The organism is Psychrosphaera sp. HA2-10 (assembly GCF_055693745.1).
In genome coordinates, this window is the sequence record NZ_CM146341.1 from 567,458 (window position 1) to 580,001 (window position 12,544).

13 protein-coding genes are annotated in these 12,544 nt (G+C 37.9%); 6 read left to right on the forward strand and 7 right to left on the reverse strand.

Annotation, left to right across the window (positions count from 1 at the left end):
- Positions 1-129: 129 nt before the first annotated feature.
- The 4 genes from ACZ1GV_RS02645 (at position 130) to ACZ1GV_RS02660 (ending at position 2,413) form a co-directional block, all read left to right on the forward strand.
- Positions 130-492 (forward strand): hypothetical protein, encoded by a 363-nt coding sequence (locus ACZ1GV_RS02645; RefSeq protein ID WP_064435646.1) that lies wholly within the window; start codon positions 130-132, stop codon positions 490-492.
- A 208-nt stretch (positions 493-700) separates the two neighbouring features.
- Entirely contained in the window at positions 701-1,738 is a 1,038-nt protein-coding gene (locus tag ACZ1GV_RS02650) for a hypothetical protein (RefSeq protein ID WP_064435647.1), read from the forward strand.
- Positions 1,735-2,052 (forward strand): hypothetical protein, encoded by a 318-nt coding sequence (locus ACZ1GV_RS02655; protein ID WP_064435648.1) that lies wholly within the window; start codon positions 1,735-1,737, stop codon positions 2,050-2,052. Before ACZ1GV_RS02650 ends, ACZ1GV_RS02655 begins: the two co-directional genes overlap by 4 nt.
- Positions 2,053-2,065: 13 nt before the next feature.
- Positions 2,066-2,413 carry a hypothetical protein gene (locus ACZ1GV_RS02660; RefSeq protein WP_064435649.1) on the forward strand — a complete coding sequence of 116 codons (348 nt, stop codon included), beginning with the start codon at positions 2,066-2,068 and terminating at the stop codon, positions 2,411-2,413.
- A 157-nt stretch (positions 2,414-2,570) separates the two neighbouring features.
- Here the strand turns inward: ACZ1GV_RS02660 and ACZ1GV_RS02665 are convergent, their stop codons facing one another.
- The 7 genes from ACZ1GV_RS02665 to ACZ1GV_RS02695 all read right to left on the reverse strand — a co-directional run bounded on the left by ACZ1GV_RS02665 (position 2,571) and on the right by ACZ1GV_RS02695 (position 11,147).
- Positions 2,571-5,771 (reverse strand): efflux RND transporter permease subunit, encoded by a 3,201-nt coding sequence (locus tag ACZ1GV_RS02665; RefSeq protein WP_472675126.1) that lies wholly within the window; start codon positions 5,769-5,771, stop codon positions 2,571-2,573.
- 11 nt (positions 5,772-5,782) lie between these two features.
- Positions 5,783-7,072, reverse strand: coding sequence for an efflux RND transporter periplasmic adaptor subunit (locus tag ACZ1GV_RS02670; RefSeq protein ID WP_064435651.1), 1,290 nt, complete (start codon positions 7,070-7,072; stop codon positions 5,783-5,785).
- 54 nt (positions 7,073-7,126) lie between these two features.
- On the reverse strand, positions 7,127-8,344 hold the full coding sequence (locus ACZ1GV_RS02675; protein ID WP_472675127.1) for a TolC family protein: 1,218 nt from the start codon (positions 8,342-8,344) through the stop codon (positions 7,127-7,129).
- A gap of 82 nt (positions 8,345-8,426) precedes the next feature.
- Positions 8,427-8,777 carry a hypothetical protein gene (locus ACZ1GV_RS02680; protein ID WP_064435653.1) on the reverse strand — a complete coding sequence of 117 codons (351 nt, stop codon included), beginning with the start codon at positions 8,775-8,777 and terminating at the stop codon, positions 8,427-8,429.
- Between the two features lie 61 nt (positions 8,778-8,838).
- The gene (locus ACZ1GV_RS02685; RefSeq protein ID WP_472675128.1) at positions 8,839-9,765 is read right to left on the reverse strand and encodes a cation diffusion facilitator family transporter; all 927 of its coding nucleotides are present in this window, start codon (positions 9,763-9,765) and stop codon (positions 8,839-8,841) included.
- On the reverse strand, positions 9,758-10,483 hold the full coding sequence (locus tag ACZ1GV_RS02690; protein ID WP_472675129.1) for a transglutaminase-like domain-containing protein: 726 nt from the start codon (positions 10,481-10,483) through the stop codon (positions 9,758-9,760). The genes ACZ1GV_RS02685 and ACZ1GV_RS02690 overlap by 8 nt, the downstream gene beginning before the upstream one ends.
- Positions 10,484-10,514: 31 nt before the next feature.
- Positions 10,515-11,147, reverse strand: a complete 633-nt coding sequence (locus ACZ1GV_RS02695; RefSeq protein ID WP_064435656.1) for a cation efflux transmembrane domain-containing protein — start codon at positions 11,145-11,147, stop codon at positions 10,515-10,517.
- 79 nt (positions 11,148-11,226) lie between these two features.
- Between ACZ1GV_RS02695 and cadR the strand changes: the two genes are divergently transcribed.
- Both cadR and ACZ1GV_RS02705 read left to right on the forward strand, forming a co-directional pair.
- Positions 11,227-11,616: a Cd(II)/Pb(II)-responsive transcriptional regulator gene (gene cadR, locus ACZ1GV_RS02700; protein WP_064435657.1), complete on the forward strand. Its 390-nt coding sequence runs from the start codon at positions 11,227-11,229 to the stop codon at positions 11,614-11,616.
- A gap of 485 nt (positions 11,617-12,101) precedes the next feature.
- Positions 12,102-12,482: a hypothetical protein gene (locus ACZ1GV_RS02705; RefSeq protein ID WP_058405787.1), complete on the forward strand. Its 381-nt coding sequence runs from the start codon at positions 12,102-12,104 to the stop codon at positions 12,480-12,482.
- Positions 12,483-12,544 lie beyond the last annotated feature (62 nt).

A 12,544-nucleotide genomic window follows, 5' to 3' on the forward strand; every position in this document is an offset into this window, starting at 1 on the left:
TTTTCAGAGAAGCCAGTTTCCACACATGCGGACGAAATGGATTTACTCTGGGTTTAAAAGATTAATCATACATTGAAGATGTAATGACTTGGGTGCTGTGGACCTTAGTTGTTATGTTTTGGTGTGCGTATGTCTTTTGAATCAGAAGCGCTTATAAGTAATATAAAGCGTCAGGCAAAGAGGTTGTCAAAAAAGTTATCAATTCCCCTTGGGCAGGCCCAAGAAGGAGTATCTATTTGTCTATACGGCTGTGACAGTTACAGTGATTTACTAGTAAAAATAAAAGCTGAATCTTTTGACAATCCATTGATAGTACTTTCCGCTCTCTCACCAAACTCGGAAATATTTTTAGTAAAAATATTGGCTAGCCACCTAGATAGCATCATCGGAAATTTTGAAAAAAAATTTCCCGGCTCCAATATAAATGAAGAATTGGTCATATCCCTTTTTGGGCTTAGCTTTTCAGAGTTTAAACTCAAAATATCTACATAAATTTGTACAAATACGTAAGTTGTCATTTTGTTTTTTGGCGATATTATAAGATGAAGGCTGACCGGACAGCCTACGCCTACGCATATTTTTTTCGTTAAAAATATGAGCAGTGAAGCGGAGCATCCGAAAAATTTGGTGATTCAAATAGTCAGATAAACAGTGTGTTAGTAGGCCATTGTTTGTTTGCAAGCACTGTTTGGAGAACTATATGATCTCGCTATACCAATTAAAGAATAAGCTTAACAAACAAGCTAAAGAGTTTGCTGAGTTATTAGAGTTTCCTGATCTTTACGCACAAGGTCTGTGGGCTAGAGGTGTTTATAACAGCCCTCATTTTTCTGATACCCATAATTGTCTCACTGAGGTGTTTGAACAGGAAAATCTGGATTCAATTCTAAAGCACGATTCCCTGAAATACTTGATGATCAATGAATATGATGATCAAGAAATCATTGAGTCGCTTCATAAAGAAATTGAGTCAATGGCAAACCGCATTGAAAGCCTGATGCTGGTAGATATCGAAACATTAGAGTTAGTTTCAGTGATCTACCAAGCTTTAGGGTTACCTGAAGATGCCAAGTTTATTGTAAATACAGGAGCTGACTTCCGCTTAGAGTGGCGACCATACTTTGATGCCTTTGATGATCCGTTGATAGTTCAATATGCAGATTTAAAAGTTCATGGTTGTTATTTCAGGCTCATCGCTTCAAAGTTTCCGTTTGAAAAGCTTTCCTTGGATAACATTAAAAAATACATGTACATCAATCATGTAAACCATGATGGTGAATTCGAAGGCTGTATATCTGACGGAAATAGCTTTTCGAAACATGAACATTGGCTGATGTTGACACTCGAACTATTCAACAGCGGCAAAGTAAGCAAGACTCAGTTCAGTCCAACAACCTTCAAAATCGAGGGCATGCGTTATTTGGTTTATGGCTTCCCACTGGTTCCTTCCTATGTATCTGATTGGCACAAACCCGATTTATGTCTACAGGTCAAAAACGTAGATGGAGATCAAAAGTTTACTATTCGTATAGACCAGCAGAGCTTAATTTTCTATGCCCGTCGCGTTGATACCAATTTTTTTAACACCATAGATTATGAAAAATACATTTCGTTGTATCAATCTAGTGTTCTGTCACATTTTGATGCTGACAAGAATTTACTAGAAGTCGATGGGGTTAAATATCTAAGTTTTTTTCGCCCGTTTAGCATTGAGGATAACAAGGAAGCACAAGCATGAGACCAAAAATCAAACTGACTAACGCCACACTTATCTCAATTCAATCTGATACAGAGGAAAAAGTTGAACAGGTGCTTTACGCCACATTTGCTGAAGATAGTGATTGCGGTAAAAAGGGAGAAGTTTTGTTCACAACAAAAGTTATCGAAATCAATGGCCTTGAGTTCCGAACTTTTGGTGCTGACTTTTATACCTTAGATGCTGAACCAAAAGAGTTTGATGTAAATGTATTTGAGTTCAATTTAATGCATGAGTGTATGTATTCTCCAAATGAGTTATTAGAGTTGCGAGATATGCTCCCTGCTAGCTATTAGTAGGGAGTAACACATGGATAAAACATTTTTAAAGGATGCCTACATAGTCTCAGTCTATGACTATAAAGAATTTGAAAAATCATTTATTGGCGAGTTTTTATCAGGGGTGGTTATTGACGATGAAACATTCAGATTTCGGCCATTTGAGCAAATAGTAACTTCAAAGATTATTAGCAAAACTGCTGTCGAGGATAAACTAGAAATAACCACACATAATGGGAGTTACTATGTGATTGATGTTGACCACAAGTTAATTGATATTTCGTTTGTTGAATTGGTTGTTATGAGAGCAGGAGCTTATTCGGCAGATCGAGTTTTAGAAATGAGAGAGCAACTTAAGTCTCAACATAAAAGTCATTAAATAACGAAAATAAGGAGTCTAGAATGACTTCAACAAATTCAATATTCGATCAGATTAGTAATTTTACGTAATAGCTAGCTTTTTAGTGATAGCAATAAAGCGAAGCTTCCAATTCATATTCCTTGATTCGGAAGCTTCACAATTGATGAAAATTGAATTAGCGGGATAACTCCTCAATTTTCTTTTTGGAGAACCAGCGATATAAAACAGGCAAAACAAACAATGTGAGTAATGTTGCTGTTATCAAACCACCAACTATAACACTTGCCAGTGGTCGTTGTATTTCAGCTCCTACACCATTTGACATTAACATCGGTATTAAACCTAATGCAGATGTTATTGCTGTCATAAGAACAGGTCTCAAACGAGAAGTTGCTCCTTCAAAAACAGCATCAGTGACTTCTAAGCCATCTCTAATTCGCTGGTTTATACTTTCAACCATAACCACACCATTTAACACTGCAACACCAAATAGTGTAATGAAGCCAACGGAGCTTGGTACGGACAAGTATTGCCCAGAGAAATATAAGGAGAAAACACCGCCGATAACAGCTAATGGGACATTAACTAAAATCAACATGGCTTGACCAACTGAGCCAAATGCGAAGTAAAGCAAAAGAGCAATTAGCGCCAAAGATAAAGGAACCACTATAGCTAACCGTTGTTGTGCTCGTTGTTGACTTTCAAATTGACCACCAATGGCAACAGAGTAGCCAGCAGGTAAATCGACTTTCTCGGCGATTACTTGTCTGATATCGGCAACAACACTGCCCATATCTCGATTCTGTACGTTGGCTTGGATAACAACACGTCGTTGCACATCATCTCTTCTCACTTGCGGAGGGCCTGACTCAAAAGAGATTGTTGCAACATCACCAAGACGAACCCAAGCCCCTGTTGGAGACTGAATGCGAATATCAGAAATAGCTTCTTTATTACTACGATATTCTTTTTCTAAACGCACATATATATCATAACGCTCATTCCCGTTGATGATTTGTCCTGCTTCAACTCCACCTATACCATCTCGTATCACTTCCATTATATCACCGACCGATAGGCCAAAACGTGAAAGCTCTTGTCTTGTTGGCTTTACAACTAATTGAGCTTCACCAGCTATTTGTTCAAGCGCAACATCTCTAGCGCCTTCAACTTCTTTAATTGCCGATTCTATTTCTTGCCCTTTAACTGCCAATTGATTGAGGTCTGGCCCAAACAGCTTTATCGCTAGTTGTGCTTTTACACCAGATAGTAACTCATCTACACGGGTGGCAATTGGTTGAGAAAAGTTCAGTAAAAGTCCCGGAAACTCTTCAAGCGATTGTTCCATTTTGTTTTGCAGTTCATAACGGTTTGAAGCACTGGTCCACTCGGATACAGGTTTAAGTCCGATATAAATCTCGATGTTATTAACTGGTTCAGGATCGCCGCCAATATCAGGTCGCCCGATACGGCTTAGCGCATAAGTAACTTCAGGAAATGCCATCAACTTTTCTTCTAATATAGGTGAAACCATCAATGCAGTATCTAAACTAGAAGAAGGAGCAAGAGTTGCTCTTAAGTTAATTGTTCCTTCTTCTAGCTCTGGAACGAATTCAGTACCTATGTAAGGTATAATTGAAAAAGCCGAAACAACCATAATTAGCGAGGTAACAACAATTAACTTGGTACGTTTAAGTGCAAACTTAAGCCCCTTTTTATATAGCTTATCTAAAGGTTTAACGACAAAGCTTTCTCTTTCTTTTATGCCTTTTTTGAACATGAAAGTGGCGAGTGCTGGTACGATAAACAAGGCAACAACAATAGCTGAAATGATGGCTAAAATAATACTAATTGCCATTGGCTGGAATAATTTTGCTTCGACGCCTTCAAAGCTAAACAAAGGCAAGAACACGACTAAAATGACAGAAGCAGCAAAAAATACTGGGCGAGCCACTTCTTTGCCTGCTTGTTTTAGCCGCAACTCGATACCATGATCATCTTTTTCTATTGCAAAGGGATCAGTATCATCACTAGGAACACGTGCTTCTACACTTTGTTGGTGTGTTGAATCAGGGTGGTTTAAATGTTTAAACATATTTTCAACCATGACCACTGAGCCGTCCACAAGCATACCAATAGCTACGGCAATGCCACCTAGTGACATAAGATTGGCAGAAATTCCCCACCAAGCCATGATCATTAATGCAATACCTACCGATATTGGAATGGAAATAAGAACAAGAAACGTTGCTCTTAAATTCATTAAGAACAGGGCAAGCACGATACAAATAAAGATAAAGGCAAGTGCTAGTGCATTGACTACAGTACTGACAGCTTGTTCGATTAAATCAGCTTGATCATAGAAGGGTTCGAATCGAACACCTTTAGGTAATGCCTGATTGATTAGTGGAATTCGTGCATTAATACCATCAATGGTTGCTTTTGTATTGGAACCCATACGCTTGAGTACAATGCCTGATACAACTTCACCTAGGTTTTCAACTTTTCCTTCGGACGTTTTACGGGTCATAGTGACCGCACCTTGTCGAATTTCACTACCTAGTTCAACTTTGGCGACATCAGAAACCGTCACAACAGTACCATCTACGGTTTTTACAGGTACTTGCTTAATGTTGCTAATGCCTGCTTCACCACTTTCGAACCAACCCGTTCCTCGAATAACAAGCTGCTCTTGTCCTCGGTTCATATACCAACCGCCAACGTTGGCATTGTTACTATCAAGTGCATTAACGATATCTTCTTGCGACAATCCATATGCAAGGAGCTTAGAGGGAGCTATGTTCACTTGATATTGCCTAACATTACCTCCGAAAGATAAGACATCTGTGACACCATCAACTGGCATAATTAGCAATTTGATTATCCAATCATTGAGGCTTCTGAGCGCCATTGAGTCATATCCTGCGTCTTTATCTGACACGAGCAAGTATTGAAATACTTGACCTAACCCAGACGTATTTGGTCCCATTTCAGGCGTACCTACACCGTCAGGTATCAACTCTTTTGCAGCTTGAAGCCGTTCAAAGACGAGCTGCCGTGCAAAATAGATATCAGTCCCTTCTTTAAAAACGACAGTAACGCCAGACAGCCCCGTTTTGGAAATTGAACGTACTTGTTCAACATCAGGTAACGCATACATGACCGCTTCAATCGGATAAGTGATGAGTTGTTCTACTTCTTCTGCGGCAAGCCCCGGCGCTTCTGTATTAACCGCGACTTGAACATTAGTCACATCAGGGAAAGCATCCAAGTTCAGTTTTGGGATCACCATTATTGCGCCAACAATAGTGGCAAATAAGGCAATCAAAATAAGGAGTCGGTTGTTTACAGACCAATCTATAATTTTATTAAACATAGCGGCTCTCCTTAATGGTTATGCGGATCAAATCCGCCTTTAGCTATTTCAGAAGCAACAAAAAACGCTCCTTGAGTGACCACACGAGTACCACTTTCTAAACCAAATATTTCTCTGAAATTACCTAGAGAACGACCTAACTCAACCTCTGTCGCTTTGAATTCACCGGGATGATCCTCAACAAATACGGTCCAATCTCCGTCCGCACTTCTAATTAGCGCTTCTTCTGGAACGGCCATAACTTTTTGTTCAGTGGCAAATTGGAAATATACTTTAACAAACATGCCTGAATGGAGATTGTCATCTGCATTATTAACACTTAGGCGAATGATTCGAGTTCTAGTGATGGGATCAATCGTGTGGGCTTCCTGAATAACTTTTGCCTTATAATCCTCTCCTTCTAATTTAACTATTGCCGGAGAGTTGATTGATAGATTGAGCTTTTTGTTGGGTGATACTTTAGCTTCCACCCACAGCTTATTTTCATCTGCCAAAAGCATGATAGTATCACCCGCATCGACTCGTTGGCCTTGGGTGAAGTCATCTTGTAAAACTACTCCTTCTCGCTGAGCTACTAGCGAATATTGGCCAAACGAAGTTATGTCTTTATTTGATATGTCTTTTATAGCTTTTTCAGTTAACCCTAGTGCGATAAGTTTTCCGTATGTGGCGTTAAATGTGGTTTGAGCCTGAAGTAAACGACTTTCACTTACTGTTTTGTTGCCTAATTTCTTTACTCGCTGCCATTCAGTTGACGCAATCAAGTAGTCAGCTTGAGCTTGAGCCATTGCTTCACTAAATAGGGTGACCAGCTTTTGTCCTTTTTCTACGTGTTCACCGAGTGCAGTATGTCTGCTTATTATCACTGACTCGGTACGGGGAGAAACGACATAGCTGCTATAACCATCTACTTTGACCTCTCCGGGCGCATAGATTGTACTGAATTGATAATCAGGTCTTATGCTTTGAACTTTAATATTGGCTAGTGACATTTTTTGAGGGCTTAGAGTAATACCTTCTTCATGTTCCTCTTCAGTTTCTTTATTTTTGCTCTCTTGGTCGTGACCATGTTCGTCATGTTCTGTGTCTTTTTCAGAATGGTTGCCTTCATTTTCCTGATGGCCTTCTTCTACATGATTTTCTTCACTTTCCGAGTGTTCGTGTTTATGTTTTTTGGGATTTGCTGTTACAGGTTCAATTGTATTTACTTGTAGAGCATACACTTCACCGCTTAATGTCCCACCTAAAAAAAGTCCACTAATTACTATTGCTAATAATTTTTTGCTAAATAATGTATTCATTTTTTTACCTATATTCTTTTAACGTTTAAGATTTCTAATTGCCGTTTTAACTAATTAAATCTTAAACTTAGATAATTGACCCATGCTCCAAATGAAGGCTATTTCAGAGAGTCTAAATTGTTTTTCTAGTTGAATGCCTGAGTGCAATCCATCAGCTCTTTGGCTCAACGCTATTAGATAGTCTGAAGTATTGATGTCTCCAGCCTCCCAACGAGCGTTTAGCAACCTCGCGCTATTATCAATTCGGTTTTGCATAAGGTTTTGCCATCGCTGATAGTATTTTTTACTGATCATGAGGGATTCATAGTTGGCCTGAGCTTCAAAAGAGCATTTTCGATAAATGGATTGGAAATAAGCTTCCGCAGCAACGGCTTCTGAATATGCCGCTTTAGTAGCATCGGAATAGTTATTTCTGATATTCAAAGGCATAGAGAATGTTAAGCCAACGATATTATCGTCACTATTTTTTCCTGCGCTAATCCCTATGGTGGGATTAGCTTTATTCTCAATGGTTGTTAGTTGTGCTTTAGCTTGTTGCTCTTTCCATTTTGCTTTAGCGAATTGTACTTGGGGGTGTTGTTCAATCCATTCAGCTTTGTATGAATAGTTTTCAACATCGAAATCAATAGAGATTTTACTGGCTAACTCTGGTGTCCAATCAGGCAGCAGCTCTTTAACTTTAACCTCAGCATTTTTTAGCTCGATTTGATCTTCAGCTATTTCACTAAAAACTTGAGACAAGTTTAAGTAAACCAGCTCAGCATCTAGAGGCTCAAGTATTCCCGCCTTTTGTTTGTCTTCCACAATACTAAGTAAGGTTTGCAGTTGACTTTCTCTCTCCGTAGATAGCTGTGCAGTATCTTTCGCTGATTGCCAATTTGTCAAAGCAATTAACGCATCGGCCTTTTTTGAACCGATTAAATTCAATAAGTGCTGCTGGCTGGCATAAAGAGTTATCTCGCCAATTGACGTATTGGCAGAGCGTTTATCCCAAAAATCAATGGTCTGACTCAAACCGATTGAATAGTTATTAAAATCACCTTCTTTCTCAAAACTTGCGTCAAGCTCAGGGTTATATATTGCCTGAGTTAAGCTTTTTGCATGATGATTGCTTGCGATTAACAACTCTCTTGCTTCAATTATTTCGGGATCTTTATTTATTTGTGTGTCTAACCACGACTCACTTTTTTGCTTGCTGTAAGCGGCATATGAAATACTTACAAGCAGGCAGAATGACAGGCAAGTGCCTGTATTTTTTATATATTTATACATAAGGCTTCTTAAATTTTAAGTATTAATCATCTCTCATTTACCGATTTTTAATCGATAAATGGACGGATATAAATTTAGAAATTTAAGAAATAGGAGGGCGTAATATAGCGTCTAAAAATTCTTTTGTTTGATCGAATTGATAAGGTATTAGGTTGTTGTTATATAACTTTGTTGCACTATTTGAATTGCTAATTAATATCCAAGATAAGTGGCTGCCGCTACAATGACCACAATGATGACAATCCTTGATATCATGAGGTTCATCATCAGCGTTTTCATTTAAAATATCGCGATCAACTTTATGGTCATGTTGAGTTTGCAGGTGCTCTACATCGATTTGATGATTCTCAGAAGTTGCAGACGCAATAGAGCTTATCGATTGTAGAACAATCGAAAGAACTAATATTATCCTTAAAGCAACAGTGAAATTCAAAATAGACACCCATAAAATTGTGAGATAAAACTATAACAAGAAGCGACAGTTGAGACTAGCTCTATGTTTCTTTTTCATGCTCATCTCTGCAAGTTTCTTTGGGAAACTCAAACTCAATGGTTGTATGAGACAAATGATATTCTGAAAGTTCAATTGCGATAGTTTGTTTTAATGCCACGAGTTCATTCACACTTGAGTTTTTAGATAACTCCAAATGAGCTGTTAGTACATGACTTTCTCCGTCTAACGACCAAAAGTGCATGTGATGAACCCCATTAACTTCAGGTAATTGAATTAAAGTTTGTTTGATATTTTGTTGAGTTTCTTCATCTGGTGCGGCTTGAAGAAACAAAACAAGTGTAGATTTTAGATTTCTGAAAACATTAAATAAGATAAATAATGTAAAACCAATTGATAGCAGTGGGTCTAGTATTGGCAGTTCTACAAATAACAATACAATTGAAACAATTAGAACAGCGACCCAACCGAAAACATCTTCTAGTAAATGCCAAGTTAGTACTTTTTCATTTAAAGTTTCACCAGCTTTTAATTTGAATACGGCATATCCATTGACGGCAACACCGAGTATCGCAAGCCCTAACATTCCTTCAACCACAGGCATTTCAGGGTTAGATAACCTTGGAATTGCTTCAAACAACACCCAAATTGAGCCAATTACTAACACAACGCCATTTACCAATGCCCCGAACAGTGTAAGTCGGCGGTAACCATAGCTGTATTTATCTGGCGCTGCTTTGTTTGAAAAACGACTTAATATCCATGCAAAGCCAATCGATAAACTATCTCCTAAGTCATGCACCGCATCAGCCATAATAGCGGTACTGTTGGTGAGCCAACCACCAATAAATTCGATGATCGTAAAGGTAACATTCAGAAAAAATGCCCAACCAATTCTGTCGTCTGTTCCATGTTGATGACTATGACTATGACTATGACTATGACTATGACTATGACTATGACTATGCATTTTGTACCTCCAGCGCTTTATTTTTTCTTAGATTAGTGACATTGAAATTTATTAGGTGGCGGATCACTTTTTGATACATCCAGCGTTTGACTCCAGACAAATTAGTGCCTTTTTCAAGGTAAAACTCATCAGGGGAATTATAAAATCCAAAGTCGTCGTGAATCCCTTCTTTTTGAATATATGTGTCGGTTCCGCGCCAATCTGTATCTGGTGATGAAAAACATTTTGTTGCAACACCATAACCACAGAAATTGTCTTTTATTTGATTAAACTTTTGCTGTATTGAAGTGAGATATTGATTATCTAAAATAAAGCCCTCTAAATTGATCCAACGTCCTTCAAAGTAAACTTCAACCCAACTGTGAATAATGTATTTGGGCGCTAACCAAAAGACATAGGTAGGAATAGCTCCTTTTTGTAATTGCTGATCTATTGTAAACCCGTGAAATCGGCACTGAATTCCTAATCCACGTAATAAGGCCATTAAAAGGTTGCCCTTAGTGTTGCATTGCCCGTATCCGTCAGATAAAACTTCACTTGCGGAAATATCGTCGCTTTCGTTATAGCCAAATAGTATTTCGTCTTTTACAAACTGATAAGCAGTGCCAATCTTGTTGTAGTCATCAAGCTCATGCCATTTTCGCTCTGTTATTAATGATTGGATAGTGGGGTGTTCAAAATTGACTATCTCAGTTTTTTTAAGATATTCTTGATTCATAAGAGCTTCCTTACCTTGAATTGCAGCAGGTTTATTTTTTATCTGATACTTCAGATGTATATTGAGCCGATACTAATTCTTGTTTGGCATCCGTTAATATCATGTAAGCGCCTCGAAGAATTAACATTGAAATGATGCTAGCAATAACAATATCAGGCCAGCGTTGTTCTAGCACCATGACAAGTATGCCAGCGAATACGACACCAAGGTTTGCGATCACATCATTAGCTGAAAATATCCAGCTAGCCCTCATATGCACTTCATCATTGTTGTGTTTTCGTATAAGCATCAAACAAATGACATTAGCGATTAAAGCCACAGAACCAACTCCAATCATAAACCAAGAATGAGGCTCACTTTCTCCAACTATTCGTCTAGCTATATCGAGAAAAATTAGAACCCCTAACCCCAATTGGAAATAACCACTAACTAATGCTGCATTAGCTTTATGTTGGATTGACTTCCCCACGGCATATAAGGCAATGGCATAGACGATAGCATCAGCTAGCATATCTAACGAATCAGCAATTAATGCGGTTGATTCAGATAACCAACCTAAACCAATTTCAAATACAAACATCGTGGCATTTATAGCTAAAAGCCAATAAAGCACTGTTTTTTGTTGGTCATCTTTTAATTCTACTTCACAGCCACAACCGCTCATTTTTTAACTCCGCCTTACTTGTATAATTCAAGTGTAAAACCTATAGTAACTATAGAGTCAAGTTTAAAAAGGAAATATTATGAAAATAGGTGAATTATCGAAAACATCCGGTTGTTCTATACAAACTATTAGATTCTATGAAAAAGAAGGATTACTTTCTGATCCAGAGCGTACAGAAGGTAACTTCAGGTTGTATGACGTTACCGCTTTGAAGCAATTAGAATTCGTAAAACATTGTCGCAGTCTCGATATCTCTCTTATAGATATTAAACGTCTTATCGACCTAAAAAATAAACCAGAGGAAAGTTGCTCAAGTGTAAATGCGCTGATTGCGCAACAATTAGCTTTGGTAAATAAACGCATGAAAGAATTAAAAGCCTTAAAAAACGAATTACAACAAATGGCTAGTACGTGTAATTCTGATAATACCATTGAAGGGTGTGGGATAATTAAGTCATTAGATAGCTAAAGTGATGTATAAAAGACTCTTTTTTAACTCACCTTGATTATTGATACAGGCTAATTAATAGTTATTTTCTTACCCACACGAACAGATTTGAGTTCCCCGACAAACTCTCTCAACTAACAATACAGATTTGTCGCTAGTATCGTGAGCACCTAACGTGACCATTTTGAGTCTATGAGACATTAAATTAATGTCATTAAGGACGTATTGTTTATCAATAAGCGAGCATACTCCTTCGCTGTATATCAATACCTTTGACGGGGATGTATATGCATTTACAAGATAAACGAGTCAGAATTAGAGATGTATCAACCATGTGCACTGGTATAACTTTTGACTACTAACCGTCAAATGAGATTATGAATGCTACATGTACCCCTTTGAAAAAACTGACGATAATCAAATATTCATAAATGTTTACACAGTATCAATTTACTTAGTCGAAAATTTACATTAGTATTGGAGTTGTGTATTTGTAAGAGAACTTTATGTTTAAACCACTTTCAAAAGTCTTAGTTGTTGTAGCTATGCTGATTGCCTTTGTTGGGCAAGCATTGGCTTATACTGCTATGTCTTGTGAAATGTCATCAGGTTCTCACGAATCACACATGAACATGGATCATTCCAAAATGAGTCATCATGAAGGAATGAATCATGGGGATATGAATAAAAGCAGTAATGGTCAATCAGAAGATTGTTGTGACGTTGAATGTATTTGTCCTGCAAATGCTTGCTCATCTACGACAGTCCTAAATTCCAGTATTGATTCGACAGATATTCAAATATTCAGTGAATCTGTAGCTGCTCTGCAATCTAAACAACCTCATTCAATTTCCACTTCCCTTTATCGTCCACCAATTTTTGCCTAATACAGGATTAGTGCGTCCAAATTTCGCGCACATGTAATTAATTTTTCTGTTAGTCAATATAG